The sequence below is a fragment of the Weissella cibaria KACC 11862 genome (genome assembly GCF_000193635.1).
In the GTDB taxonomy this organism is placed as follows: domain Bacteria; phylum Bacillota; class Bacilli; order Lactobacillales; family Lactobacillaceae; genus Weissella; species Weissella cibaria.
The window spans coordinates 1-25488 of the sequence record NZ_AEKT01000032.1 but is presented as its reverse complement, the minus strand read 5'-3'; the positions used below and the strand labels follow the sequence as shown (position 1 = coordinate 25488).

At 44.3% G+C, this 25488-nt stretch carries 30 protein-coding genes; 25 read left to right on the top strand and 5 right to left on the bottom strand.

Annotation, left to right across the window (positions count from 1 at the left end; genetic code table 11):
• Positions 1-15 precede the first annotated feature (15 nt).
• The gene (locus tag ESE_RS0107170; RefSeq protein WP_010373389.1) at positions 16-1137 is read left to right on the top strand and encodes an ATP-grasp domain-containing protein; all 1122 of its coding nucleotides are present in this window, start codon (positions 16-18) and stop codon (positions 1135-1137) included.
• A gap of 52 nt (positions 1138-1189) precedes the next feature.
• Here ESE_RS0107170 and ESE_RS12050 read toward each other — a convergent pair whose 3' ends face one another.
• Positions 1190-1309 (bottom strand): DUF4044 domain-containing protein, encoded by a 120-nt coding sequence (locus ESE_RS12050; protein ID WP_010373386.1) that lies wholly within the window; start codon positions 1307-1309, stop codon positions 1190-1192.
• A 113-nt stretch (positions 1310-1422) separates the two neighbouring features.
• Here ESE_RS12050 and ESE_RS0107160 point away from each other — a divergent pair, with 113 nt between their 5' ends.
• From ESE_RS0107160 to ESE_RS0107120, 9 genes are all read left to right on the top strand, one after another.
• On the top strand, positions 1423-1791 hold the full coding sequence (locus ESE_RS0107160; protein ID WP_010373384.1) for a DUF3397 family protein: 369 nt from the start codon (positions 1423-1425) through the stop codon (positions 1789-1791).
• A gap of 24 nt (positions 1792-1815) precedes the next feature.
• The gene (locus ESE_RS0107155) at positions 1816-2028 is read left to right on the top strand and encodes a cold-shock protein (protein ID WP_343109541.1); all 213 of its coding nucleotides are present in this window, start codon (positions 1816-1818) and stop codon (positions 2026-2028) included.
• A 1-nt stretch (position 2029) separates the two neighbouring features.
• Positions 2030-2599 (top strand): NUDIX hydrolase, encoded by a 570-nt coding sequence (locus ESE_RS0107150; RefSeq protein WP_010373380.1) that lies wholly within the window; start codon positions 2030-2032, stop codon positions 2597-2599.
• A gap of 1 nt (position 2600) precedes the next feature.
• On the top strand, positions 2601-2891 hold the full coding sequence (locus ESE_RS11550) for a hypothetical protein (RefSeq protein WP_010373378.1): 291 nt from the start codon (positions 2601-2603) through the stop codon (positions 2889-2891).
• A 33-nt stretch (positions 2892-2924) separates the two neighbouring features.
• The gene (locus ESE_RS0107140; RefSeq protein WP_010373376.1) at positions 2925-3617 is read left to right on the top strand and encodes a 5'-methylthioadenosine/adenosylhomocysteine nucleosidase; all 693 of its coding nucleotides are present in this window, start codon (positions 2925-2927) and stop codon (positions 3615-3617) included.
• Positions 3618-3834: 217 nt separating this feature from the next.
• Positions 3835-4848, top strand: coding sequence for a VOC family protein (locus ESE_RS0107135; RefSeq protein ID WP_010373374.1), 1014 nt, complete (start codon positions 3835-3837; stop codon positions 4846-4848).
• Positions 4849-5005: 157 nt separating this feature from the next.
• Positions 5006-5824, top strand: coding sequence for an alpha/beta hydrolase (locus ESE_RS0107130; RefSeq protein WP_010373372.1), 819 nt, complete (start codon positions 5006-5008; stop codon positions 5822-5824).
• 66 nt (positions 5825-5890) lie between these two features.
• The gene (locus tag ESE_RS0107125; RefSeq protein WP_010373371.1) at positions 5891-6232 is read left to right on the top strand and encodes a cysteine desulfurase; all 342 of its coding nucleotides are present in this window, start codon (positions 5891-5893) and stop codon (positions 6230-6232) included.
• 512 nt (positions 6233-6744) lie between these two features.
• Complete coding sequence (locus ESE_RS0107120; protein ID WP_010373367.1) at positions 6745-7455, top strand: LysM peptidoglycan-binding domain-containing protein; 711 nt, start codon at positions 6745-6747, stop codon at positions 7453-7455.
• Positions 7456-7527: 72 nt separating this feature from the next.
• On the opposite strand, the gene ESE_RS0107115 is transcribed toward ESE_RS0107120, so the two are convergent.
• Genes ESE_RS0107115 through ESE_RS0107105 form a run of 3 tightly spaced genes read right to left on the bottom strand, consistent with a single transcriptional unit; the run spans position 7528 to position 8961 of the window.
• Positions 7528-7788 carry a hypothetical protein gene (locus ESE_RS0107115; RefSeq protein ID WP_010373365.1) on the bottom strand — a complete coding sequence of 87 codons (261 nt, stop codon included), beginning with the start codon at positions 7786-7788 and terminating at the stop codon, positions 7528-7530.
• 18 nt (positions 7789-7806) lie between these two features.
• Entirely contained in the window at positions 7807-8460 is a 654-nt protein-coding gene (locus ESE_RS0107110) for a hypothetical protein (protein WP_010373363.1), read from the bottom strand.
• A 48-nt stretch (positions 8461-8508) separates the two neighbouring features.
• On the bottom strand, positions 8509-8961 hold the full coding sequence (locus tag ESE_RS0107105; protein WP_010373362.1) for a class Ib ribonucleoside-diphosphate reductase assembly flavoprotein NrdI: 453 nt from the start codon (positions 8959-8961) through the stop codon (positions 8509-8511).
• A gap of 269 nt (positions 8962-9230) precedes the next feature.
• Here ESE_RS0107105 and nrdH point away from each other — a divergent pair, with 269 nt between their 5' ends.
• From nrdH to ESE_RS0107035, 12 genes are all read left to right on the top strand, one after another.
• Entirely contained in the window at positions 9231-9467 is a 237-nt protein-coding gene (gene nrdH / locus ESE_RS0107100; RefSeq protein ID WP_029237478.1) for a glutaredoxin-like protein NrdH, read from the top strand.
• A 96-nt stretch (positions 9468-9563) separates the two neighbouring features.
• Positions 9564-11735 (top strand): class 1b ribonucleoside-diphosphate reductase subunit alpha, encoded by a 2172-nt coding sequence (gene nrdE / locus ESE_RS11545; protein ID WP_010373358.1) that lies wholly within the window; start codon positions 9564-9566, stop codon positions 11733-11735.
• A 110-nt stretch (positions 11736-11845) separates the two neighbouring features.
• Complete coding sequence (nrdF, locus tag ESE_RS0107080) at positions 11846-12808, top strand: class 1b ribonucleoside-diphosphate reductase subunit beta (protein WP_010373355.1); 963 nt, start codon at positions 11846-11848, stop codon at positions 12806-12808.
• A 297-nt stretch (positions 12809-13105) separates the two neighbouring features.
• Positions 13106-14092, top strand: a complete 987-nt coding sequence (gene trpX / locus ESE_RS0107075; protein ID WP_010373354.1) for a tryptophan ABC transporter substrate-binding protein — start codon at positions 13106-13108, stop codon at positions 14090-14092.
• A 13-nt stretch (positions 14093-14105) separates the two neighbouring features.
• The gene (locus ESE_RS0107070; RefSeq protein ID WP_010373353.1) at positions 14106-15008 is read left to right on the top strand and encodes an ABC transporter permease; all 903 of its coding nucleotides are present in this window, start codon (positions 14106-14108) and stop codon (positions 15006-15008) included.
• Entirely contained in the window at positions 15001-15771 is a 771-nt protein-coding gene (locus ESE_RS0107065) for an ABC transporter ATP-binding protein (protein ID WP_010373352.1), read from the top strand. Before ESE_RS0107070 ends, ESE_RS0107065 begins: the two co-directional genes overlap by 8 nt.
• 156 nt (positions 15772-15927) lie before the next feature.
• Positions 15928-17466: a ClC family H(+)/Cl(-) exchange transporter gene (locus ESE_RS0107060; RefSeq protein ID WP_010373351.1), complete on the top strand. Its 1539-nt coding sequence runs from the start codon at positions 15928-15930 to the stop codon at positions 17464-17466.
• A 2-nt stretch (positions 17467-17468) separates the two neighbouring features.
• On the top strand, positions 17469-17846 hold the full coding sequence (locus ESE_RS0107055; RefSeq protein WP_010373350.1) for a fluoride efflux transporter FluC: 378 nt from the start codon (positions 17469-17471) through the stop codon (positions 17844-17846).
• Entirely contained in the window at positions 17843-18205 is a 363-nt protein-coding gene (locus ESE_RS0107050; RefSeq protein ID WP_010373349.1) for a CrcB family protein, read from the top strand. The genes ESE_RS0107055 and ESE_RS0107050 overlap by 4 nt, the downstream gene beginning before the upstream one ends.
• A 58-nt stretch (positions 18206-18263) precedes the next feature.
• Positions 18264-19133, top strand: coding sequence for a DegV family protein (locus ESE_RS0107045; protein ID WP_010373347.1), 870 nt, complete (start codon positions 18264-18266; stop codon positions 19131-19133).
• A gap of 157 nt (positions 19134-19290) precedes the next feature.
• The gene (nagE, locus tag ESE_RS0107040; RefSeq protein WP_010373345.1) at positions 19291-21312 is read left to right on the top strand and encodes an N-acetylglucosamine-specific PTS transporter subunit IIBC; all 2022 of its coding nucleotides are present in this window, start codon (positions 19291-19293) and stop codon (positions 21310-21312) included.
• A 220-nt stretch (positions 21313-21532) separates the two neighbouring features.
• Complete coding sequence (locus tag ESE_RS0107035) at positions 21533-22369, top strand: hypothetical protein (protein WP_010373343.1); 837 nt, start codon at positions 21533-21535, stop codon at positions 22367-22369.
• A 51-nt stretch (positions 22370-22420) separates the two neighbouring features.
• Here the strand turns inward: ESE_RS0107035 and ESE_RS0107030 are convergent, their stop codons facing one another.
• Positions 22421-22765, bottom strand: coding sequence for a VOC family protein (locus tag ESE_RS0107030; protein WP_010373341.1), 345 nt, complete (start codon positions 22763-22765; stop codon positions 22421-22423).
• Positions 22766-22885: 120 nt separating this feature from the next.
• Here ESE_RS0107030 and ESE_RS0107025 point away from each other — a divergent pair, with 120 nt between their 5' ends.
• The 3 genes from ESE_RS0107025 to mreC all read left to right on the top strand — a co-directional run bounded on the left by ESE_RS0107025 (position 22886) and on the right by mreC (position 25461).
• Positions 22886-23320, top strand: a complete 435-nt coding sequence (locus ESE_RS0107025) for a JAB domain-containing protein (RefSeq protein WP_010373339.1) — start codon at positions 22886-22888, stop codon at positions 23318-23320.
• A gap of 211 nt (positions 23321-23531) precedes the next feature.
• Positions 23532-24536, top strand: a complete 1005-nt coding sequence (locus ESE_RS0107020; RefSeq protein ID WP_010373337.1) for a rod shape-determining protein — start codon at positions 23532-23534, stop codon at positions 24534-24536.
• Between the two features lie 73 nt (positions 24537-24609).
• Positions 24610-25461, top strand: a complete 852-nt coding sequence (gene mreC / locus ESE_RS0107015; protein ID WP_010373335.1) for a rod shape-determining protein MreC — start codon at positions 24610-24612, stop codon at positions 25459-25461.
• Positions 25462-25488: the final 27 nt, after the last annotated feature.

Below are 25488 nucleotides of genomic sequence, written 5' to 3'. Positions count from 1 at the left end.
GAAGTGAGAAAAAGTATGAGTCTTGAATTTTTACCAGGATCAACAATTGGTATTTTAGGTGACGATATGATGAGCCAGTATGTCGCCCAAGTGGCCCATAATATGGGTTATAATGTGGCGGCATATAGCACGAACCCTGAGGCGCCAGTGTTATCTGAAGCAGATTATCGTTTCGTTGAAACAGCCGGTGATTTAACAGCGCTGCAAAATTTTTTGGCACTATCATCAATGGTGACTTATACGTCATCCTGGTTACCAGCCAAAGTTATCGATGCATTGACTGAATCACGGTTGCCACAGGGAACGGATTTATTACAACTGACTGATGATCATGCTCTGGGACGGGCTTTTGCCGAAAGCCAGTCATTGAATATTTTGCCGTATGAAATAGTGAGTTCATTGGACGAGGTTGCACATGCAGCCGCAGACCTTGGTTACCCAGTGGTGGTCAAACCTATTTTTAAACACAAGCATCACGACGATACCGTTATTCTGCGAGGCGATTGGGATTTAGGGCTGGTTGCCCCGATGATTGATGGTGGCACGTTGATTGTTGAGACGTGGCTCGATGATGTCCAAGAATTTGCCATGACGGCAGTCCGTGGCGTCACAGGGGACATTAAAATTTACCCGCTACGTCAAACTGCGGTTGCGACGGATCACATGCGGCGCGCGTGGACTATTGGCGACATCGCCGATGATTTGATGACGGTTATGTTGGGTGTGACAGAGCAAGTCGGTGAAGCTTTGCAGTACATTGGTGCTTATAACGTGGCATTCTTCTACAGTAGTACGGGTAACCTTTATATTCGTGATATTGCAGCAGGTGTGCAAGAAACCGCTGCCGTTTATACAGCAACGACCAATGTTTCCGTTGCTGAGCAACATGTGCGGGCTATTACGGGACAAGCACTTTCAGACATTTTAATTAATCAGGCAGCAATCTATATGCCGTTTACAACTGAACAAGTGCCGGCATTGATGCGTCATTGGGAAATTCAAGCTAATTGGCAGATTTATTTTTACCGTTTTCCTGATACAACTGGAAAAGCAGGGTACGTCTTAGCTTGTGGACCTTCAGTGACATTGCTGTTTAATCAATTACACGTGGCCGGTGTCTGGCAGTTTGACGATTAACATTATCAAATAAAAAAACTACCTTTACGTTTATGTCGTAAAGGTAGTTTTTTTAACCCATCATAACTTGGAACAGCGTGATGAACACACCCGCCAATGAGAGTAATAACATAAAAATAACGAAGCCTTGAATAATCTTTTGCATCGTTGACTTTTCTTTTTTCTTAGCCATATGGATTTCCTTTTGATTGTTGATTAATTCTATTGTACCATTTGCCGATATGATAGAATAGACAAGTAGAACGACTGTTAGACAGTTGTTAAAATTAGTGTAGGAGGACAACCATGCTGACAGTTTTTAACTGGCCCATTACGGTCGCCCTGGCTTTTGTTATTTGGGGTCTCCTGTGGATTGGTCAACGCACGGTCTTCCTGTATAGCTGGCCGAAACATTTGCGGGCAATTGATTTAGCAACATTTGTAACGTGGTGGAGTATCGAATCGATGACGTTTCAAATTTGGCATCAATCAATTTTAGCGCCAATTTTATTGATGTTTGTCCTCTGGGGCATTGGCATCGCTCTGTATCAAGGTTTTGTGCGCGAAACGTTTGAGACGCGCAAATTCTGGATTATGTGGTGGCGCGTTGTTGGTCTGGGCAGCTTTGTAGTAATGATTGCAATGGCAATCTTTGCTTTTGTTGTGACGAAATAGAAAGAGATAATAATTATGGAAAAAATTGAAGGTTACGTTAAGACCTGGAATGCTGATAATGGCTTTGGTTTTATTGAATTGAAGGGTGAAGAGGATGTCTTCGTCCACTTTTCAGCAATCGAGACACCTCGTGTTCGTGATTTAGAAGTTGGTGAACCGGTCAAGCTAGTTGTCGTACAGGGCGTTCGTGGTCCACAAGCAGCGGCTGTTGAGGTTAAAGTGACTGGGGAGGCATAACATGGCATCACAATATGACGATAAGTTTCGTGAGCGCGTTATTTCTGAAGAGGAACAATATGACGGTCATATCGTTCGGGTAACCGAGCAGACGGTTGTTTTGCCAGACGGTCGCCAAGCTAAGCGTGATGTTGTTTATCATGCCGACGCAATTGGTGTATTAGCTTTGACCGCCGATGATGAAATGATTCTGGAACGTCAATGGCGTGCGCCTGTCAAAAAAGTGACACTGGAGATACCAGCCGGTAAAATGGATGACCGTGATACGGATCCGTTAGATACGGTTAATCGTGAGTTAAATGAAGAAACGCGGTTACAAGCGGGCCACGTCGAAAAAATCGCCGGTTTTTATACGTCGATTGGGTTCGCGGATGAATTCATGACGCTGTATTTAGCGACTGATTTGGTGCCAGTCGGAACCGAACTGCCACAAGATGACGATGAGCAAATCGATTTAGTGACTGTTGACTTTGCTGAGGCAACACGTTTGTTTGAAGCAGGCGAACTTGATGACGGTAAGACCGCAATGGCTTATTTGTACTGGAAGACGCTTCGTTTGGCAGGTAAGTAATATGTTTTGGCGGAAGGAAAAGACCCCTCAAGGTCCAGCTGATTATACGACCGATGGCAATGACGATGGGCTAGGGAGCGTACCGTTACAGTCGCAACCTGAGCAAGTAAACGATCATTTAACGCGGCGAGAGTATCGGTTATCGGGTAAGGGCCGTTATGAACTCGACCCGATAACGCATGAATTGACGCCGGTTGGGAAATCTGCCCGGTTAAAGCATCGACTTAATCTCGCGATTATTGTGTTAGTGGTGTTAATCATTGTGACTTATTTAATATTATTTTTGTTGTAGTAGAGTGATTTTGAAAGTGAGAGTTTAACAAATATGCGTTATGGAATTATTAATGCCATGGCTGAAGAAAAAGCAGCCTTGGTAGCAGCAATGACGGACGAAAAGCAGACGACAATTGCCGGCAAACTTTTTCACCATGGTAAGATTGGCAACGTTGATGTTGTTGTGGTTGAGTCAGGAATTGGGAAGGTCGCGTCAGCATTGACGACAACTTTGTTAATCACAAACTTTGCGGTTGATGCCGTGATTAATTCTGGATCAGCTGGCGCATTGGGGGCTGACTTACGCATCGGGGATGTTGTGGTCGCATCAGAATTGGCCTACGCCGACGCAGATGCCCGTGCATTTGGGTATGTTTACGGGCAAGTACCACAACAACCAGCACGCTTCGTGACGGATGCAGACTTATCAGCAGGCTTGGCAGCTGTGTACGGTGATGTGACAGATGCCCGTTTGGTTCGTGGCTTGATTGTGACGAGTGATTCATTTATCTCTGGCGAAGAGCAAAAGCAAACAATTTTGGCAAACTTTGCTGATGCACAATCTGCTGAGATGGAAGGTGCGTCAATTGCCCAAGTGGCACATTACTTCGATGTACCATTTGCAGTTGTTCGCGCTATCTCAGATAATGCAAATGGTGAGGCTGGCCCAACGTTTGACGAATTTATCGTCGATGCTGGTAAGCAATCAGCACAAGTGTTGATAGATTTCTTCAACAAGCAATAACAATGGCTAAAGAGCAACGTTGCACGATGATGCAACGTTGCTTTTTTCGGATGATGACAATCCTGCGACCATACAGGTTGTGTCATAACGGGTTATAATAGTTGTTAAGCACATTAACTTACAAAAAGTACACCTTTTTATTTCCATTTCAAAAATAGTTCTGTTATTCTAATATCATTCATTAAGAGAATTACATGAAACGAAGGAGCATCCGAATATGACTATCCGTGGAATTCACCACTTGACGACGATTACGTCAGATTCACCAAAGATTTTTGATTTCTTTTCAGGGGTTTTGGGTCTTCACTTGATCAAGAAGACCGTTAACCAAGATGACGTACGTACGTACCACTTGTACTTTACTGATGATATGGGATCAGCTGGAACGGTTTTGACGTTCTTCGACTTCCCAGGTATCAATAAGGCCATCCACGGTACGGATGAAATTACGCGTACGGCGTTCCGTATTCCTTCAGACGCTTCATTTGATTACTGGATTAAGCGTTTTGATGAATTCGGTGTTAAGCACGACGCAGAAACTCACGAAGAGTTTGGTGTAAAGTACTTGGACTTTGAGGACTTCGACGGACAATTGTACGCTTTGGAGTCAAACGAAAAGAACACGGGTACTTGGGCTGAAGGTACGCCATGGCAATATTCATCAGTTGATCCACAACACGCTGTACTTGGTTTGGGTGCACAATTGTTGACGATTAACAATGAAAACGCTATGCACATGGTTTTGACGTCTGTTTTGGGCGCTAAGGAAGTTGCCCGCGACGGCGACGATGTTTTGTACGAGTTTGACAATGCCGGATTCGGTGGTCAAGTACACACGCGTTTGGTACGTTTGTTGCCACGTGGTTTGCAAGGTTATGGAAATGCGCACCACTTTGCCTTGGCAGTTGATGATGAAACGGCTTTGAACTTCTGGATCAACCGTTTGCGTCAATTGGGCTTCCAAGACTCTGGATTCGTGGATCGTTTCTACTTCAAGTCAGAGTACTTCCGTCCAACGCCAGGAATCTTGTTCGAAATCGCTACGAACGGACCAGGATTCTTGCAAGACGAGACGTACGAAGAGGCTGGTCACCACTTGGAGTTGCCACCATTCTTGGAAAACATGCGTGATGAAATTGAAGCTGGATTGATTCCATTCAACTCATCAAACGATGATTTGCCTTCACCAGAGGTGTTCAAGAAGAACGTTTCTGATAACGCAGAAAACTAATGATTATTTTGAAGCAGGAAGCAAGCTAAAACTTGGTTCCTGCTTCTTTTTTGCAAATTGGGTACACTAAAAGTACGAAAAATAGGTCGCCTTTTACTTGTTAAAAGTTAGTTAAAGTAGATATAATAGAGACACTTACTCGAACGGAGAAAAAATAATGGCTAAGAAAAAGTATAAAAACACCATTCGGCATGCCTATGTGTCAGGAGATCCTGATTTAGCGCCAATTTTGTTACTACATGGAACTGGTGGTGATGAAACTGACTTGCTTGAAATTGCTGAATTCTTGGCACCCGAAAACCCTAAGATTTCAATTCGTGGCCGCGTTAGTGAAAATGGCATGAATCGTTATTTTGAGCGTTATGAGGAGGGAGAGTTTAATCTTGAATCGTTGCACGCAGAAACAGATTGGTTAGTTGACGCGGTTCATGAACTGGCTAAGCGTTATGAGCTTCATGAAGAAGCAATGATTATGATGGGCTTCTCAAACGGGGCAAATATCGGCGCTCACGCGATGATGGCCCGTGAAGATACCCCATGGAAGACGGCGTTGCTCTTCCACGCGATGTCTGTTGAACGATTGGAAGAGATTCAAGATTTGACGGATACGCGCGTCTTTGCATCATTTGGTGAGTTTGATCCGATTATCTCAGAGACCAATTTCGATATGCTGACGGAAGATTTGCGCAAGGGTGGCACACTATTGTCGACATTTGCGATTAAGACGTCACACACGATGTCACAACCTGAAATGCAAGCTGCGAAGCTTTGGCTTGATGCCAATGACTTACTTGATGTGGATGATGAGCCAGAATGGCCAGCTTCAATGATGTATGGTGAGGATGAACATGATCACCACCATCACGATGAACACGATCATGATCACCATCACGAAGAGGACGATCATGATTGGCACTACCCAGATGGCCAGCCGGCTGAAGATGAAGATGAGGTAGCCAAGTTGCCCGAAGACTAGTAAAATTATTCACATAAGCGACTGCTTAATTGGTCGGGAAAGTTACTAGTAAAGGGAGATGTCACAATGGCATTTGAAACAACAGTTAAGGTGGTAGGCGATTCAGTAACATATCGCTTCAACCCACAATTAAAGAAATACGCACTTGGTGATACAGGATTTGTCACTAATAATGCAGGGGCGTACGTGATGCAACGTTCACTCGAACCAGCTAAGGGATTAGCAAAGGCTATTAAGCTTAAGGTTGTCGTTGATAAAGATTTATCAGGCGTGAAAATTAAAACGGTTAATCCTAACGGGGCAGCCACGGTGAACATTTTCAACCGCAAAGATAATGCTGAAATGATTGAACTCTATCGTTTCTACTTGAATGAACTGGTTGAACGTGAAATTTTATTTGCTGAATAACAAGAAAACGCAATGGCTAAGGATGGCGCCATTGCGTTTTTATTTATCCAGAACTTAAAGAAACCTTGATATTTGGGCATTTGCAAGGAAAAAGGGATAACTAAAAGTTACGGTATTCTATAAAACGCAACTTATCTTTTGTAATATTAACGTCACAAAAGGTTCAATTAAACCGAATGTTAAGGTAAAATCATGTAAAATTCGCACTTTGGACATAAATTATCTAGTTTTTTAACTGGTTAATCATTTTTGTAGAAAAGTGATTAGAACAATGATTTCGACTAACAATTCGTGCACTGTTGCATCAAAGTGACCTAAAAACAGGCGTTTGAGATAGAGACGTAACGCAACGACTTTTATTTGTAACAGTACGCGCGCTCAGGTTGGTAAACTAATATCTGTTGTTGAGAGGTACACGTGTCACAGTCGCAGAGCAATTTGGCCGCGACTGTTCGAACACATTTGTACATTTATAGATATAGAGTTTTAACCAAGAAGGAGAAATATTCCCCATGAATAAGAAGATGATTACTGCATTGGCTGTTGCTGGTATGGCTACGTTCGCTTTGACTGCTGATGCATCAGCTGACACATACACGGTACAATCAGGTGACACGTTGTCACAAATTGCAGCAAACCACAGCACAACGATCGATACATTGGTCGCAAACAATGCCATTGCTAACGCTAACTTGATTTATGTTGGTGAGCAATTGGAAATCGATGCAGTTGCTTCTAATGCTTCATATGATGCAACGCAAGCTTACGTCGCACCAGTTGTTGCGTCACAAGCGCCAGTTGCAACGGAAGCAGTTGTTGCTTCAGCAGAGCCAGTTGCAACGTCAGTACCAGCTACGGTTGTTGCTTCAGCAGAACCAGTTGTTGCAGCAACGTCAGCTGAAGATACGACAGCTTACACAGCGCCTGTTGCCACAACACCAGTTGCCACGACAACGACTACGGCTGCTGCTTCAGGTTCAACGTATGACCAATTTATTGCCGCTGGTGGAACTGACGCTATGTGGACGGCTATTGTTATGCCTGAATCAGGTGGTAACGTTGATGCCTCAAACGGTCAATACCACGGATTGGGTCAAACTAACCAATCATGGGGTTACGGATCAGTTTCTGAGCAAACTTCAGGTATGTTGAACTACGCAACGTCACGTTACGGTTCAGTTGACAACGCCATTGCCTTCCGTGCAGCTAACGGTTGGTGGTAAGATTTAACCAGATAATAATTAATCGATAACACAAAAGCGCTTAACGAACACATTGTTCGCTAAGCGCTTTTTTTAGTTAACTTGATGGCTTTTTGCGGCGTCAGGAAAGGTTAGCACGGCTCCTGTGACGGGCCACATCCAATACTTTTGATTTGCGATCAATTGCATTTGTAGACTGTAAACCTCTGTGGGAGTGGCCATAATGGTCACGTCCGTGATGTGATCAGTTTGATAACGGCTTGGTACTAAAATTTGTGAGACCAACTGTCGGTCATCGTCAATTAGGATGCCTTCGCCAAGGGCATCATCAGCAAGTTTTACTAAACGTGTCATAAAATTTCTCCGAATTTGTTAGATGTCACGGAATAATTCTTGCCAGGCGGCTTTGTTGAGCTTCGGCTTTTTGCGTCGTGGCTGTCGTGGCTTGGGCGTATAGGTTGCTTTTTTATACTGCCGGACGATTTCAGCCTGGACATCCTTTTCCAGTGGCAGGGAATGTGCCACAAAATCAATGGCATCAACCGGCAAATCTGGGTAGGCAGTGTGGTTATCAATGAACCATTGGCGCATCTCACTGTTTAATCCAGCATGACGCCGGATGCGTTGGAGCAACTCATCCAAACCAAAATCCAAGTGGTGGATTTTGGTTTGCAACTGGCGCATGACGGCTTCAGGAATGCCAATGTGATCCGCAAAATGTGTGATGCCAAGTTTAATAAGTGTACCGTCTTGATTTTGAAGGACGTACTGGTGCTTCAAGCGTCGACCGCAGTCACAATAGAGTTGTGGACCAGTATTCGCATCATAATTATCGTTGTAGTTATAGGCGACAAACTGCCAGGTGCTACCGTGCCCAATTAAATTTTGATCAACAAAAAGCGAAGTGTGCTGATAACGAATGTGCTGTTTCAACACTGCTTGCTGCTCTGACGTTAAATTATGCCAAGTTTCTTGTCGTCGTTCCTTGGTCAGGGAGACTTTTGACGACTTTGCGTGCGTTGCCATGTTTGACACGACCTTTCTAGTCAAAATACATGGTAATTATTATACGCGTTATTGGTAGCCCGCCTCAAGTAGGCGTTGTGAAATAGCAGCATAGACTGTCTCAACATCGCGTGGCGTCCCGCGCAGTTCGTAACTTGCAATCACGGGTGCTTGAAAGGCTACGGCGTACCGACGGGCAGTTAAGATGTACTGGGCGTTGAAATTTTTATTACCAGAGCCGACGATTCCTAATAAATGCTGGCGATTATCACCATATGAAATTTGATCAGCCAAGGCATTGGTCATAATTTCTTTTACGCCGTTATCGATGCCGTTACCACCATCGAGGTAAGTTGGTACAAATGCAAAAAATGGTGCCGTTTCATCTTGATCGAAACTGGCGTCAGAAATCTCGACGGCTTCAAACGTCAAATCATCGTGTTCCGTGGCGTATGTCACGAGATGATTGACGAAAGACCGGGTATTGCCGGAAATTGACGTATATAAAAGACGAACTTTCATGATGTATTCCTCATATATGTTTTTTCTAATACTATTCCTATACAGTAGTTGATTCAACCTGTTTTTGCAAATTTTTCACATAACGGAAAGTTATTTTATAATATTTTTGTAACATTCACGGCGAAGCCTAATACGGCGGTAAATGCCGTTGTCAAGCCCTTTTTTGTTCGATATCAGTCCCTTGCATTCTGTTAGGTTCGTCGCTATACTCAAAAGCAGATATTAACTAATGTCACGAATTAAAAAAGCGAAAGATAAAGGTGAATGATATGCAAAACGTTACTGTATATACGAAGAATAACTGTATTCAATGCATGATGACGAAGAAGACGCTATCTCAATACGGAGTCAGTTATGTTGAGAAGAATGTTGAGGAAGACCCAGCAGCCATGGCTTTCTTGAAGGATCAAGGTTACCAAGCCGTGCCAGTTGTGTTCTCAAATACAGCTGAACCAATCAAAGGCTTCCGTCCTGATTTGTTGGCGGAAGTTGCCAAGGCAATTTAAACAGCTGCTTCATTAGTCGTACACACATGCTACTCAAACGTCGGTGCAGCCATAACGGGTTCCGCTTTACGTTCGGTAGCACAGGGGGAATAATTTATGTCACTAGGAACGCTCGATTTAGACAAAGTATCATACTTTGATCTGAACAATGAATTAAACATTCCAAAGGATAACAGTATCCAACTTGGAAAAGACAAGGAAGCACTAGACGCGTTTATTCGTGAAAACGTCGTGCCAAACACGTTACAGTTTGACAGTTTACGTGATCGCTTTGATTATTTAATTGCACATGATTTTGTTGATCAAAAAATGTTGCAACAATACAGTTTCAATTTCATAACGCGCTTGTATGACTATTTAAAGGCACAAGATTTCCAATTCAAGTCATTCATGGCCGCGTATAAGTTTTACGCACAGTATGCAGTGAAGACCAACGATAGTGAGTATTACGTTGAAAACTATATTGATCGTATTGCGATGAACGCGTTGTTCTACGGTGCCGGTAATGAAGAATTGGCCATGAATTTGGCTGATGAGATGGTTCATCAACGATACCAACCGGCAACACCATCATTTTTGAATGCCGGTCGTTCACGACGTGGTGAATTGGTATCATGTTTTATCCTACAAACAACGGATGATATGAATGCCATTGGTCGTGTGATTAATTCAGCCCTGCAACTGTCAAAAATTGGTGGTGGGGTCGGAATCAACCTTTCAAATTTGCGTGAAGCTGGTGCACCAATTAAGGGCATTAGTAATGCTGCTTCAGGGGTTGTACCAGTCATGAAGTTGTTGGAAGATTCTTTCTCTTACTCAAACCAGATGGGACAACGTAACGGCGCAGGGGTGACTTACCTATCTGTCTTCCACCCGGATATCATGAGTTTCTTGGCAACTAAAAAAGAAAACGCTGATGAGAAAGTTCGCGTGAAGACGTTGTCGCTTGGGGTGACGGTTCCAGATAAGTTCTATGACTTGATTCGCTCAAATGCGGATATGTTTTTGTTCTCACCTTATGATGTTGAACGTGAATATGGTGAGCCATTTAACTACATTGATATTACGGCTGAATACGACAACATGGTTGCAAACCCTAAGATTAAAAAGTATAAGATTCGAGCGCGAGACTTGGAAAATGAAATTTCTAAGATGCAACAAGAGTCAGGCTATCCATATGTGATTAACATTGACACGGTCAATGCTGCCAATCCAATCCACGGCAAAGTGATTTCGTCGAATTTGTGTTCAGAAATTTTGCAGGTTCAAAAAGCTTCTGAGATTGATAATGAGCAACAATACGTCACGATGGGATCAGATGTTTCTTGTAACTTAGGATCAACCAACATCGTGAATATGATGGCGACAACCGACTTTGCCCGTTCTGTTGAAACGATGATGCGTGCCTTGACGTTCGTATCTGATAATTCAGATTTGGATATTGTGCCATCTGTACAAAATGGTAATCGTGAATTGCACGCGGTTGGACTTGGTGCCATGGGCTTGCACGCTTTCTTTGCGAAAAACCACATGTATTATGGTGATGAAGAAGCATTGGACTTTACGAACGTGTATTTCTTGATGCTGAACTACTATACTTTGTTGGCGTCAAATAAGATTGCTAAGGAACGTGGCGAGTCATTTTATGAATTTGAAAAGTCTGCCTATGCGGATGGTTCATACTTTAACAAGTATTTGATGGCTGACTGGTCACCAAAGACGGCAAAGGTTCAGGAAATTTTTGAACAACATCACTTCCCAACTAAGCATGACTGGGCAATGCTAAAAGAATCTGTGCAAAAGCACGGTCTGTATAATGCTTACCGGTTGGCAATTGCACCAACGGGATCAATTTCATACGTGAATGACTCAACGGCATCTTTGCACCCAATCATTAACAAGATTGAAGAGCGTCAAGAAAAGAAGATTGGTAAGATTTATTACCCAGCGCCATATCTTGGCACGGACACGTTGCCATATTATGAATCAGCCTACAATTTGGATATGCGTAAAGTCATTGACGTATATGCAACGGCGCAACAGCACATTGATCAGGGGATGGCCTTGACGCTGTTTATGCGTTCGACAATCCCAGCTGGTTTGTATGAATGGAAAAACGGCCGGACGGATAAAATGACCACCCGTGACTTAAATATTTTACGGATGTACGCGTACCACAAGGGCGTTAAGTCAATTTATTATGTACGAACGTATACAGACGATATGGAAGAATTCGGGGTGAATGAGTGCGAAAGCTGCTCAATCTAGCGAATTGTGAAATAATAAGCAAAAAGCTGGTATAATCTAGCTATGATTTAAGAAACGGTCAGGGTCTTAAAACTCTGACCGTTTCAATGTGTAAGTGATAGGGGATTGTTATGACTGAAGGATACGTTGCCATCAACTGGAATGAAGTTGAGGATGCGATTGATAAAGCAACATGGGAAAAATTAACTGAACAATTTTGGCTAGATACACGTATTCCGTTATCAAACGACTTGGATGACTGGCGTAAGATGACTGAAGAGGAACATTATCTTGTCGGCCACGTGTTTGGCGGATTAACGTTGTTGGATACGTTGCAGTCACAAGATGGTATGGCATCATTGAAGCGTTCAGTGCGTACGCAACATGAAGAGGCAGTTTTAAATAATATTGAGTTCATGGAATCGGTGCACGCAAAGTCATATTCATCAATTTTTGAAACGTTGAATACGCCCGCTGAAATCGATGAAATTTTTTCATGGACAAATACCAATGATTTCCTACAATACAAGGCGCAACGAATTAATCAAATCTACCAAACTGGGGATGATTTGCAAAAGAAGGTTGCTTCGGTATTCTTGGAAACATTCTTATTCTACTCAGGATTTTATACACCGTTGTGGTACTTGGGTCACAACAAGTTGAATAATGTGGCGGAAATTATCAAGCTAATTTTGCGCGACGAATCAGTGCACGGTACGTACATTGGTTACAAGTTCCAACTAGGATTCAATGAGTTAACAGAAGACCAACAAAGCGAAATGAAGATGTGGATGTATGATTTGTTGCTAGATCTCTATAACAATGAAGAACAATATACTAAGCACTTGTATGATGGTATTGGTTGGACGGAATCAGTGTTGACGTTCCTACGCTATAACGCAAACAAAGCGTTGATGAATCTTGGGCAAGATCCGCTGTTCCCAGATGGTGCTGAAGATGTTAATCCAATTGTGATGAATGGTATTTCAACGACCACATCTAATCACGATTTCTTCTCACAAGTTGGAAATGGTTATCGTTTGGGACAGGTTGAAGTCATGGAAGATGGCGATTACAACATTGGTTTGGATTAGGTTGCATTTAAAAAATTAAAATGCTATCATAATTGCAAGATAAAAGTTAGGTGGAAACAGTGATGCAAATTGCAATGGCACAATTAAATGGTTGGTGGCGCAGCTAACGCGTCCGAATTGTTGATTAACAGATTCGGTACGTGCTCTTTTAGAGCGTATTGAGTCTGTGCCGACTGATTTCCGTTAACGAAAGGTCTGCACGGGTTACCGCGCAGGCCTTTCTTTTTACCGCAAGAGGGGTTTGCTAGGAGACCCTTTTGCGGTTTTATTTTGTCATGATAGTAAGAGGATAGCGATATGAATAAGAAAGTGATGGTAGCGTTAGGGCTACTCGCGGCAGTTTTAGTGGCTGCCGGTGTGCAGGAGTCTGTTAGCGAGCAGCGGGCAGCGAAAGTCCCAACGGTTGGGATTTTACAATTTATGTCTCACCCGGCCTTGGATGCGATTAATAAAGGCATTCATACTGGACTGACTGAGAGTGGTTATCACGTTGGTAAGGACGTTAAAATTGATTTCCAAAATGCACAAGGCGACCAGTCTAATCTGAAAACGATGGCGACGAAATTTGCGGATGCCAACGATGCCGTATCGGTTGGGATTGCAACTCCAGCCGCGGTTGCATTGGCAAATTCAATCAAGACGCAACCGGTGGTGTTTTCAGCTTCTACAAACCCGATTGGCGCTAAGTTGGTAAAGAGTTACCAAAAGCCAGGTGGTAATGTGACGGGCGTGTCTGATCAAGCCCCTTTGCCAGCACAATTAAAGATGATGCGCGCATTTGTCCCAGGTCTTAAGACATTGGGGGTGATTTATACCTCTTCTGATGACTCGGCGACGACTGAAGCGCGCAAGATGATCACGTTAGCTAAGCAGGCAGGCTTAAAGGTTAAAACCTACACCATTGCCTCTTCAAACGATTTAAATCAAACGTCGTTGCAAATGGTGGCGGGCCATCAAGTGGATGCCGTATTTGTTCCAACGGATAACACCATTGCCGGGGCTATGACGACACTTGTTAAGAATACGGACGCGGCCAAGGTACCAGTCTTCCCAACGGTTGACACGATGGTGGCAGATGGTGGTGTTGCGGCTGAATCAATTAATCAAACGAAATTAGGTATCATGACTGGCAAGATGGTGGCCAAAATTTTGAAGGGGGCTGACCCAAAGTCAGTGCCAGTTGATTTTACCAAGGCTGGCGAATTAGTCGTGAACAAAGCGCAATTAGATAAACTGGGTCTGACATTACCTCGTGGGTATACAGACGCGAAGCTTGTAAAGTAGGGAGGGCACACAGATGAGCATTTTAGTTTCAGCTATTGGGCAAGGGTTATTGTGGGCGACACTCGGCATTGGGTTGTTCTTAACATTTCGAATTTTAGATTTTCCGGATATGACGGTTGAAGGAACGTTTCCACTGGGGGCAGCAGTGGCAGTCACGCTGATTGCAAATGGCATGAACCCGGCGCTGGCTAGTTTGATAGCAGCGTTAGCCGGTGCGTTAGCTGGTCTGGTGACCGGTTTGATCTATACCAAGGGTAAGGTCCCTATTTTGCTAGCCGGTATTTTAACAATGACTGCCATTTATTCGATTAATTTGCGTGTCATGGGTCAAGCGAACCGGTCGCTACTTGGGAAAGAAACGTTGTTTACGGCGCCTTTCTTAGACTTTTTGCCTAAAAATTTTCCAACGGTTATGGTGGGGTTGCTCATTATCATTGTGGTGACAGGTGCCACGGCGGCATTTTTGCAAACGGAATTGGGGCAGGCGTTTATTGTGACTGGTGATAATCGTGCAATGGCACGTTCGTTAGGGGTCAATACGGATAATATGACTATCATGGGGTTGATGGTCTCGAATGCCTTAATCGGTCTTGGCGGTGCTTTAGTCGCACAAAACAATGGATTTGCCGATGTAAATATGGGAATTGGGGTTATCGTGGTAGCGTTGGCTTCTATTATCATTGGTGAAGTTATTTTTACCGATCAAATGACGCTGACGGACCGGTTGATTACGGTTGTGATTGGTTCAGTCCTTTATCGTTTTGTCTTGGTCATCGTTTTGTATCTTGGCTTTAACGCGAATGATTTGAATCTCTTTAGTGCTGTTGTCCTTGGGTTGGCATTGATTTTGCCACAGCTACGCAAGTACTTCAAACTGGATAGTGTATTACGTAAGGGGGTAGCCTCACATGACTAAGACAAGTTTAAGATTAGAAAATGCAACGGTGGTTGTGAATCAAGGAACACCTGAAGAAAAGACGATTTTAGATAACGTCTCATTGACGCTTAACGAAGGTGATTTCGTCACGGTGTTGGGTTCAAACGGAGCGGGTAAATCAACCTTGTTCAATGTGATTGCAGGGTCCCTGATGTTAACTGACGGTCATGTTTATCTTGGTGATCAAGACGTGACGCGCCTAACTGAAACACAACGGACGAAGTTCTTGGCCCGGGTGTTTCAAGATCCTAAGCTTGGTACGGCACCCCGCATGACGGTTGCTGAGAACTTATTGTTTGCTGAACGGCGAGGACTGTCACGGCGTCTAAAGTGGCGTGGTCTGACCAAAGAAAAATTGGCTGAGTTTGCGACGGTTGCGGCAACAATGGGAAACGGACTCGATGCACGTTTGCATGTCGCGACTGGTGACCTATCGGGTGGACAGCGGCAAGCCTTGTCATTTCTCATGGCGACAAGGCTACGACCTGAGTTATTGTTGCTTGATGAGCACACGGCGGCGCTTGATCCCAAGACCAGTGAGCAACTGATGCGCGTCACGGACCAACGAATTCGGGAAGACGCATTAACCGCGCTGATGATTACACACCATCTTGAAGATGCCATTCAGTATGGTAACCGACTAATTATTATGTCTGCTGGAAAAGTATCGTTAGATGTTGCTGGTGCGGATAAGGCGAAATTGACGGTGCCAGATTTGCTGGAATACTTTAATCGTTATTAATAATCAAATAGAGTGAGACAAGAGACGCTTTTGAGGCTGAGACAGAGACTTCTGTCCCAGCCTCTTTTGTTGCTGGTTAGAGACTTAACCTGATGTTTTCCTAAATGACTGAATAAGTGGTAAATTAGAGGGTGAGTTTTTTGCTGGAGGTATGGTATGAAAATAGATCGCACAAGACTGCTTGTTGTCGGTCGTGCAGTAATCGTAGGAATATTAGTTGGTGTTGTTGTGAGTGCTTTCCGCTGGCTAGTGGAAGCCATTTTAGAACAGTGGCGCCTTATCTATCATCAAATTGGCCATGCTACAAACTGGCCAATTTGGTTAGTTGGCACAATCGTTGGGATGATTGGTTTGACCGTTTTGGTGGGGCAAATTATCAAAGGCGACCCAAATGTCAACGGATCGGGAATTCCACAAGTTGAAGGACAATTGGCCGGTCAGATGACGGTTAATCCATTTTCTGTGCTCTGGCGCAAGTTCACAGCGGGCTTAATCACAATTGGATCTGGTGCGATGTTGGGGCGTGAAGGGCCATCCATTCAATTGGGATCTGCCGTGGCGCAGTTATATGGTGAAAAGCGAGGGTATGACGCCCGTGATACGAAATTAATGATTGCAATGGGGGCAGCAGCTGGTTTATCAGCAGCATTTGGTGCACCCGTAGCTGGTACGTTGTTTGTGGTAGAGGAAGTTTATCGGACCTTTTCAATGTTGGTTTGGTTGGGTGCTTTAACGAGTGCCGTTGTGGCTGATATGGTGAGTGTGAACGTGTTTGGATTAACACCCGTGTTACACATGGCTAATTTGCATGCGCTACCTTTGCTTGATTATGCGTGGTTGCCATTATTTGGGATTTTGCTCGGATTGTTTGGTTATGTTTACCAACGGGCAACGTTGGCAGCGCCTAAGTTATTTGCAGGGTTAACGTGGCTACCACGTCATTATCACTTCATTGTGGTCTTTATATTAATGCTACCAATCGGGATTTGGTTGCCTCACTTACTTGGTGGTGGGGCCGGGTTAATTTTGAACCCAACAACAGCAACCGCTTCAATTGGATTATTAGCTCTTATTTTAGTGATTCGGTTTGCTTACTCAACCTTAGCCTTTGGTTCTGGGGTCCCAGGTGGTATTTTCTTACCTATTTTGACACTCGGTGCTGTTGCTGGTGCCTTATATGGCGCAATATTGGTGTACTTTGGCTGGCTGCAGCCAACTTATGTATTAGACATGATGATTTTGGGGATGGCTGGCTATTTTGCCAGCATCTCTAAGGCCCCATTTACGGCCATCGTTCTGATTGCTGAAATGGTTGGTTCGATGAGTCATTTGGTCGCCATGGCAATGGTCGCGTTGATTGCGTATCTTGTGGTCGACTTTTTGGGTGGTGAACCCATCTATGAGTCCTTGCTGGCCCGGTTACGTTTATCCGATCAGCTGACGAAATTACGGGGACGCCTCGAAGAAATGACGATCGTTGTTGCACCGGGGAGTGCACTGGAAGATGCGGAGGTTCGTCAGTTACAATTGCCCAAAGGCGTCCTTATTCAACGAATTCGGCGGGGCGCGGAAGAACAGTTACCCAATGGTGATTTTATCCTGCGGGTGGGCGATGAGTTGGTCCTGTTAACTGATGAAGCACAGTTTGGTAAGGTTTGGGATATTATGCAAGCCTTAAATCGGGAGGATCGTTAAAGATGACAAAACTTTTTTGGCAGCGGTTAATGGCGGTTGGCATGGGTGGCTTCTTTGGCGGGAGTCTACGTGAAGCAGTTGCGCTATTGGTTAATGTGACGAATTTTCCGCTATCAACCCTAATTATTAATTTAACGGGTACCTTCTTGTCGGCTTTTCTCGTCGTCATTTGGTCGAAAAAAGTGACACTTGCTCAGCCGGTCGCCGACTTTATTATGGTCGGCGTCCTTGGCGCCTACACTACATATTCAACAGCCATCTTAGATATGGTGAAACATGGTTGGCTAATTGGTGGTGTGTATATTCTTGTGAGTGTTATTGGTGGTGTCATAGTCGTCTATCTGGGCCGTTATTTAGCTGAAAAGGTGGTGGCAGCATGATGCAAATTGTTGTTGCGGGCTTGGGCGCTATCTTCGGATCAATGGCCCGGTTCAGCTTATTAGAGTTGGCACCAAAAGTATTTGGTAAGGCAAGCGCTTGGATGGTGATGGTCATCAATCTTTCAGCTGCGTTATTAATCGGTTTTGCCTATGGCATGCAACTACCGGTTATGCAAAATACGTTCTGGGCAACTGGTATTTTGGGTGGTTATTCAACCTTTTCAACCCCAATTGTTGCCTTGGCCAACGGGCTGCAAAATCCCGGTGAACGGGTTAACATTATCGGCCAAACCTTACTAGCGTTTGTGGGGGGCGTCCCTGTCTTGCTACTAGGCGCGTGGTTAGGGGCACACTTTTGAGCGTAAACGTGGTAAATTTAATACACGACGTAAACTATTTGGAGAAAAATAAGAGAAGATGAGCAAGATTGCGGTTTTGGTGGATAGTTCAAGTTACATTTCACCCGAAGATTTAGAAGCTTTAAATATTAAGCAAATTAACAATCCTATTATGATGGGCACGCAAGTATTTCATGAGAATGAAGATTGGCAGACGCCAGCTGAATTCTATGAAATGGCCCGGACGGCAGTAACACCATTTACGACTTCACAGCCAGAAATCGGTGTTTTCATGACGGCCTTCAACGAGTTGGCTGCAGCAGGTTATACTGACGTGATTGCCGTGGTTTTGTCGAGCGGCATTTCAGGTACCTATTCATCAGTCCAATCATTGGCACAAACGATGGATAACATTAAAATCCATGCCTGGGATTCACAAATTGCGGCCGCTGGAGCCGGCAATCAGGCTAAGTTGGCAGCCGAAATGGTGCAAGCTGGCCATGATGTACCGGAAATTTTGGCGGCTTTGACGACGCTACGTGGGACGACTAATGTTTATTTCGCAGTAGATGATATTCGTCATTTGCAACGCACGGGTCGAATTTCAGGTGGGCAGGCAACGCTAGGATCATTGCTAAATATCAAACCGATGTTGACTTTTGAAGACGGCAAAATCATTGCAATCGGGAAGGAACGCGCGATGAAGCGGGCTTGGAAGAAAATGATAGCTGACTTCACAGCAATTCACGACGCGGCTACCTATCCATTACGCGTTGCCATTGTTGATGGCAACCACCCAGATTTGGCCGATAGCTGGGCGGCTGAGTTACAAGCGGCCTTCCCAGATGTGGTTGTCGAACGTAGCATTATCGGTCCCTACATCGGTGTCCACACGGGCGAAAAAGCCATGGGGATGATTTGGGGTCAGGACTACAAGTCGTTATTGTAAAGTTAAAGAATAGTTAAAGGTCTATACCAAACAAATGTTGGTATAGACCTTTTTTCATAAGGAATCATTGTCAAATCAATGGTTTAAGTGCAAAATAAAAAACATTGGTATAGGAAATTATTCATACTGTTAATTATTTTTTAGGGGAATTGTGAAAATGAAGGATTATCTACAACGAATGGGTCGTTCGTTGATGTTGCCGGTTTCCGTATTGCCAGCTGCAGCCTTACTTGTTGGGGTTGGTAATTGGATTTTGCGTTTGCCAGGTGGTGTCGCGCAATCGATTGGAAACTTTTTGGCCTTTGCCGGTAATGGCTTGTTGGGCCAGTTGGCCTTGCTGTTCGCAGTTGGGTTGGCCTTGGGTATGGTGCAAAAAAAGGAAGCTGGTGCAGTTGCACTAGCAGCTGTTGTGGCGTATGAATTGCCTGTTAACTTATTGGCGCCAAAGAATATCGCAGCGCTGATGAACATCAAACTGAGCGCCGTCAACCCGGCATTTGATGCTTTGGTAACAAATAATGTGTTGCTTGGTATTATTTCAGGTTTGCTAGCGGCAGCAATGTATAATCGCTTTAGCGAAGTACGTTTGCCAGCTGCTTTGGCCTTCTTTAGCGGTAAGCGTTCGGTACCGATTATTACGGCTGTCCTGATGTTGTTGGTTTCGGTTGTATTATTGTTGGTCTGGCCACCAGTTTATACCGGCTTGGTTACGTTTGCGAAGTTGATTTCCGGCCTTGGCTGGGTAGGTGCCGGTTTGTACGGTTTCTTCAACCGCATGTTGATTCCAGCTGGTTTGCACCACGCGTTGAATTCAGTCTTTTGGTTTAATATTGCTGGTATTAATGATATTGGTAACTACTGGAACTCAACTGGTGTTAAGGGTGTAACAGGTATGTACCAAGCTGGCTTCTTCCCAATTATGATGTTTGGGTTACCTGCGGGTGCTTATGCCATTTATCGGCAAGCACGTCCCGCACAAAAGAAGCGAGTTGGGTCATTGATGTTGGCGGCTGGAATTGCGGCCTTCTTTACTGGGGTCACTGAACCACTTGAGTTTTCATTCATGTTTGTGGCTTGGCCACTGTATGTAATTCACGCTATTTTGATGGGCTTGTCATTGGCCATTGCAGCCTTCTTCCACTGGACGTCAGGATTTACGTTCTCTGGTGGCTTGGTCGATTATATTCTGAGTTATTCAATGCCATTGGCGAATAAGCCATACATGTTGCTAGTACAAGGTGTCATTTTTGCGATCTTGTACTACAGTATCTTTACTTTCGCGATTAAGAAGTTTAACTTGATGACGCCGGGTCGTGATCCTAAGGACGATGATGACGCGGCCAACGATGTCCAAGTTGGTAAGGCGGCAACAGTTGGTGGGGAAGATAAGTACCTCCGCACAGCACGAATGGTATGGTCAGCACTAGGTGGTGACGCCGCTGCCAAAGACAATTTGACGTACTTGTACAACTGCACGACGCGTTTGCGTTATAAGATGACAGATACGTCATTGGCAGATGTAGATGCGTTGAAGAAGACGCCTGGTGTCATGGGGGTTAACGTTTTGGATGATCACCAAATTCACATCGTGATTGGACCTGATGTACAATTCGTGGCCGATAACGTTGAGAAGATTTATAATGGTGAGTTATCATCTAAGCTAGAAAATCCATTGTCTGCTGATGAAGTTAAGGCAGTCGATGAAACACCAGCCGGTAAGGAGGAAAACTTCTTTGCGGTTGCGAACGGATCTTTGCTTCACTTGGAACACGTCCAGGATGAGACATTTGCCTCAAAGATGATGGGCGATGGCTTTGCAATCGAACCAACCGATGACGATATCTTGGCACCAATTGATGCTGAGGTCACGATGGTTTCGCCAACGAAGCACGCCATTGGTTTACGGACAGAAAGTGGTCTAGAAATTTTGGTGCACATGGGAATCAACACAGTTGAACTGAATGGTGAACCATTCGATATCAAGGTGGCCGTGGGCGATAAAATTAAGCACGGTGACTTGCTTGCAACGATGGACATTGCTGCGGTCAAGGCTGCCGGTAAGCTAGCAACCACGATGGTTATCTTCATGGGCTTGTCAGAACAAGCCCAAGTCAAGGTTGACGATGAAGAGATTTTTGATGGTATCGCGGGAAACTATGTTGGCCGTGTAATTTTCTAGTAACGACATTCTAAAATTTAGACACAAAAACTCGTCTTTACGGTTGTAGTAAGTTAGCTACAATTGTGAGGACGAGTTTTGTTTTTTAAATCGTATAAAAAATGTAAGGGAATATAGTTGAATGACTGTTTCGCCGGTGGTACACTCAGTTAAGAGAAAAAGGCACGTGCGCTAACACGCGCAAAAATCCAGAGAGAATAGATGTTGGAAGGTGTAACGCATGAGTTTAATTAATCGTGATCGAATCAATGAGATTCGACAAGCAAATGACATCCCGGTTCGTGAATTAGCGAATATTGGCATTAGCCGTAACCGCTATTACCGGTACTTGAATGAAGAAAATGATTTGCCTGCCGAGGGGTTCATCTCATTGATGAGTCACTTACTGTTGACGGGTGCGGAAATCAATAGTGAATTGGTTAACGGGCATGACACAGTTGAAGGCCTAATGGGCGAGTTGTTGGCAGCAAATCAAGCCCAAGATGCAGAAACAATCAAAGAAGTGAGTCGACGTAGTTATCAACTATTCCGAAATACAATGGCACGTGGTTTTTTGCGTGTCGCGAGTTTAGCGGATGTGCTTCACGCACGATTGATTCCCGATGAACACGCCCAAATTGCCCAACAAATTTTAATTGATTCATTTGAAGCGGTTAAAATCTGGCGTGCAATGGATGTGGCGTTGCTCTATCCTGTGATTGCGGAAGTTGATAAGGCGATGGCACAACAATATCTGTCAGAAATCTGGACCAAGAGCTGGCCACATAGTACGATGGAACGATTGAATGCAATGACTGTGCGTTATATGACGGTTTTATTGGGACGTGATGATTTTGATTTAGCCAGTTTTAAAACGGTGGCAGATTGGATCGTTAATGAGCCAAAGACCGCAATGAGCTTCGCTTGGTGGGCGCGATTGGTATCTCAATTGGAATACCATAATTGGGATGACGCTCGGAAACTGGCGAACCAGGCAACTGAATTAGGCATGACTGAAATGGCCGAATTATCAAGTGCTTTGATTGATGCTTGGTACAAGCGAGCAGAAAATATATGATGATTAAAATAGCCCCAACATGACCGTACTTGGTCGTGTTGGGGCTATTAACTATTTGTTAGCAATGACTTCGATGTGGTTACCTTCAAAATCATCTAAATGGAAAATGATATGCCGACCATCGTCACTCTCGGTAGCTGGCTTGGCCTGGGTGACATAGTAATTGATAAAGTGATTTTCAACGGTTTCCTTGTGATCACGAACGGTGACCTGGACAACAATTGGATCGGCTTCCGGATCTTCTTCAAACACGATTGATTGCTGATCGAAGTACAAGTGCCGGGATTCATTCTCACCAAATTCAGTTGGCAAATCAAAAACTTCACGGTAAAAACGGACAGCTCGTGCGACATTCGTGGTTGGAATGCGCAGGGGAGCAAATTTACGAACTCGCATAATAAACCTCATTTGACTATTAATGTGTGTCTATTATACGCCTTTCTCATGAGTGGTACACGATGGAAAATGGAGAATTCCCTGATTTGGGCGTCTGTATTGCTAGATGGAGGTGCACAAATGCTAGAAATTGCGGATTCGGTGCAAAAAGTTGGTGATGCTATGGTGCAACAGTTCGGGCAGTCACCACAAGAAGCCTGTTGGATACTTGCGGTCAATACGCAAATGCGGGTGCTAGAAGTTAATCGGGTTGCGATTGGTACCTTAGACAGTGTGACGGTGCATCCACGCGATATTTTTCGACGCCTAGTGGCATTGAATGCTTACGGCTTTATTGTGGTTCATAATCATCCGAGTGGTAGCTTACGGCTCTCACAAGCGGATCGTAAACTCATGACCCAGCTGGCAATGTGTAGCGGTGTCATGCAATTTCATTTGCTCGACTTTATGGTAATTTCAAGTCGTGGCTATACGAGTTTAAGGTCGCAACATTGGTTGACAGAAATAAGCGTTGAAACGTTGTATGACTTATGGACGAAAAACGATAAGGTGTGATAAACTTAATAAGAAATTAGTGTGGCGTTTTAGCGTAGCAATTAGTAATCTGCTCCTTGAAGTTTATCCGGACAGTGAGATTGTTTTTTGCAGCTGGTAAGGGTGACTTGGTTACGGTGGTAGGTGATAACTGCTGACGTATCCAGACTGCTTTATGTTAGGCCATAGAAAAATTAACTATAAAATATTGTAAAGAAAAGGGATAGAAGCCGTGTTTTCATTTGGAACTCGTAATGTCGGAATCGACTTAGGAACTGCCAACACGTTGGTATACATTGAAGGTAAGGGAATTGTGCTTCGTGAGCCATCAGTTGTGGCTCGTAACACAAAGACGAATGAAGTTGTCGCAGTTGGATCGGCTGCGAAGGATATGCTTGGTCGTACACCAGGCTCAATTAAGGCAATCCGCCCAATGCGTGATGGTGTTATCGCCGATTACGAGACGACGGTTGCTATGTTGAAGTATTACTTGGGTAAGGCCTTGGGGGGTCGCGGTGCTAAGCCATACGTTACGATTGGTGTGCCATCAGGCGTTACAGCTGTTGAACGCCGTGCGGTTATTGATGCGGCACGTGTCGCTGGTGCGCGTGATGCCTATGTCATCGAGGAACCATTTGCGGCTGCTGTCGGAGCTGGCTTGCCAGTGATGGAGCCAACAGGGTCAATGGTCGTTGACCTTGGTGGTGGAACGACTGATGTTGCCACAATTTCATTAGGTGGCATTGTGTCATCACGCTCAATTCGTATGGCCGGTGACAAGATTGATGAAGCAATCATGTCATACATTCGCCAAAAGTACTCTGTTCTGATTGGTGAGCAAACGGCAGAACGTTTGAAGATGGAAATCGGTTCAGCTGATGTTGAAGCTGCTAAGAGTGCGGAAGGAACATCTGCACGTGGTCGTGATTTGGTAACTGGTTTGCCAAAGACGATTGATATTGAAGCGGTTGACGTTGCTGACGCGATTAAGGATGTCATTTCAGAAATCATTATTGCAATTAAGGAAACGTTGGAAGAGACGTCACCAGAAATTGCTGCCGATGTTATCGATCACGGTATCGTTTTGACGGGTGGTGGGGCCATGTTGCAACACCTCGATGAAGTGATTGCTGAAGCGACGAAGGTGCCTGTTTTCGTTGCGCCTGAGCCATTAGATGCAGTTGTGATTGGTACTGGTGAAGCATTGAAGTCAATTGATGTTTTGAAGAACAACTAAGCAAGATAGACGATAACGCCGCACCATTCGGTGTGGCGTTGTTTATTTTAATCAAACGAAAGGCAATCGGAAGATGAAAAATATCTTTACATCACGCCGTTTGGTCGTCACAGTGATTGTCGCAATTGTGACGATTGGTGTGATTACACTTAGTTCGCGTGCACGTAGTTCTCAAAAAGAGCCAGCATTGCCAACTCGTGTTGTGTCAGACGTGTCAGGATGGGTGTCAGGTGTGGTAAGTTCACCCGTCAAAGCATTGAGTAGCAGTTATGCGGCAATTACAGATTTGCTGAACACGTATAACGAAAATGAAAAGTTAACAACGAAAATTGATGATTTGGCACAATCTAAGGTGCAGTTACAGACATTGCAAGCTGAAAATCGTGCTTTAAAAGATCAATTAAAAATTGATGGCACGTTAACTGACTATAAGGTTGTGAATGCAGTCGTCATTTCACGGTCACCAAGTAATTGGCAATCTCAGTTGATTATCAACAAGGGAACGAATGCCGGTCTTAAAAAGGGCTTGTCAGTGATGGGATCAGGTGGGTTGATTGGTCGTATCACCCAAGTTAATACAACAAATGCCAAGGTTGAATTGTTGTCTGATGATAGTCAAGTTGCGGATCGTTTTGCTATTCGGGTTACGAACAGCAACAGTGAAGTAATTGACGGTATTGTTACCAGTTTCAATCAATCAAAGAATCTAATTGTGATGGGACAAATTACATCTGACGTTGACGTTAAGAAGGGTGATTTGGTTACTACAAGTGGTTTGGGTGGTGTGACACCGGCTGGTTTGTACGTCGGTAAGGTTGCAAGTGTCGGTAAGGATAACTACGGCTTATCAAAGAAGATTTACATTAAGCCCGCGACAGACTTTAATAACGTGCCTGTTGTCAGCGTGGCAATTCCACAACAATAAAAATAAAAAGACGACGACGTACGTACG

Excerpts from the sequence above, each read along its gene's own strand:
- ESE_RS11550 (WP_010373378.1), top strand. The coding sequence starts at position 2,601 with ATGTTTTGGCGGAAGGAAAAGACCCCTCAAGGTCCAGCTGATTATACG.
- ESE_RS0107135 (WP_010373374.1), top strand. The coding sequence starts at position 3,835 with ATGACTATCCGTGGAATTCACCACTTGACGACGATTACGTCAGATTCA.
- ESE_RS0107070 (WP_010373353.1), top strand. The coding sequence starts at position 14,106 with ATGAGCATTTTAGTTTCAGCTATTGGGCAAGGGTTATTGTGGGCGACA.
- ESE_RS0107025 (WP_010373339.1), top strand. The coding sequence starts at position 22,886 with ATGCTAGAAATTGCGGATTCGGTGCAAAAAGTTGGTGATGCTATGGTG.
- trpX (WP_010373354.1), top strand. The coding sequence starts at position 13,106 with ATGAATAAGAAAGTGATGGTAGCGTTAGGGCTACTCGCGGCAGTTTTA.
- ESE_RS0107115 (WP_010373365.1), bottom strand. The coding sequence starts at position 7,788 with ATGACACGTTTAGTAAAACTTGCTGATGATGCCCTTGGCGAAGGCATC.
- nrdE (WP_010373358.1), top strand. The coding sequence starts at position 9,564 with ATGTCACTAGGAACGCTCGATTTAGACAAAGTATCATACTTTGATCTG.
- ESE_RS0107170 (WP_010373389.1), top strand. The coding sequence starts at position 16 with ATGAGTCTTGAATTTTTACCAGGATCAACAATTGGTATTTTAGGTGAC.
- ESE_RS0107105 (WP_010373362.1), bottom strand. The coding sequence starts at position 8,961 with ATGAAAGTTCGTCTTTTATATACGTCAATTTCCGGCAATACCCGGTCT.
- ESE_RS0107030 (WP_010373341.1), bottom strand. The coding sequence starts at position 22,765 with ATGCGAGTTCGTAAATTTGCTCCCCTGCGCATTCCAACCACGAATGTC.
- ESE_RS0107035 (WP_010373343.1), top strand. The coding sequence starts at position 21,533 with ATGAGTTTAATTAATCGTGATCGAATCAATGAGATTCGACAAGCAAAT.
- ESE_RS0107125 (WP_010373371.1), top strand. The coding sequence starts at position 5,891 with ATGGCATTTGAAACAACAGTTAAGGTGGTAGGCGATTCAGTAACATAT.
- ESE_RS0107055 (WP_010373350.1), top strand. The coding sequence starts at position 17,469 with ATGACAAAACTTTTTTGGCAGCGGTTAATGGCGGTTGGCATGGGTGGC.
- ESE_RS0107110 (WP_010373363.1), bottom strand. The coding sequence starts at position 8,460 with ATGGCAACGCACGCAAAGTCGTCAAAAGTCTCCCTGACCAAGGAACGA.
- ESE_RS0107045 (WP_010373347.1), top strand. The coding sequence starts at position 18,264 with ATGAGCAAGATTGCGGTTTTGGTGGATAGTTCAAGTTACATTTCACCC.
- ESE_RS0107060 (WP_010373351.1), top strand. The coding sequence starts at position 15,928 with ATGAAAATAGATCGCACAAGACTGCTTGTTGTCGGTCGTGCAGTAATC.
- ESE_RS0107160 (WP_010373384.1), top strand. The coding sequence starts at position 1,423 with ATGCTGACAGTTTTTAACTGGCCCATTACGGTCGCCCTGGCTTTTGTT.
- ESE_RS0107065 (WP_010373352.1), top strand. The coding sequence starts at position 15,001 with ATGACTAAGACAAGTTTAAGATTAGAAAATGCAACGGTGGTTGTGAAT.
- ESE_RS0107140 (WP_010373376.1), top strand. The coding sequence starts at position 2,925 with ATGCGTTATGGAATTATTAATGCCATGGCTGAAGAAAAAGCAGCCTTG.
- nrdH (WP_029237478.1), top strand. The coding sequence starts at position 9,231 with ATGCAAAACGTTACTGTATATACGAAGAATAACTGTATTCAATGCATG.
- nrdF (WP_010373355.1), top strand. The coding sequence starts at position 11,846 with ATGACTGAAGGATACGTTGCCATCAACTGGAATGAAGTTGAGGATGCG.
- ESE_RS0107130 (WP_010373372.1), top strand. The coding sequence starts at position 5,006 with ATGGCTAAGAAAAAGTATAAAAACACCATTCGGCATGCCTATGTGTCA.
- ESE_RS0107120 (WP_010373367.1), top strand. The coding sequence starts at position 6,745 with ATGAATAAGAAGATGATTACTGCATTGGCTGTTGCTGGTATGGCTACG.
- mreC (WP_010373335.1), top strand. The coding sequence starts at position 24,610 with ATGAAAAATATCTTTACATCACGCCGTTTGGTCGTCACAGTGATTGTC.
- nagE (WP_010373345.1), top strand. The coding sequence starts at position 19,291 with ATGAAGGATTATCTACAACGAATGGGTCGTTCGTTGATGTTGCCGGTT.
- ESE_RS0107050 (WP_010373349.1), top strand. The coding sequence starts at position 17,843 with ATGATGCAAATTGTTGTTGCGGGCTTGGGCGCTATCTTCGGATCAATG.
- ESE_RS12050 (WP_010373386.1), bottom strand. The coding sequence starts at position 1,309 with ATGGCTAAGAAAAAAGAAAAGTCAACGATGCAAAAGATTATTCAAGGC.
- ESE_RS0107150 (WP_010373380.1), top strand. The coding sequence starts at position 2,030 with ATGGCATCACAATATGACGATAAGTTTCGTGAGCGCGTTATTTCTGAA.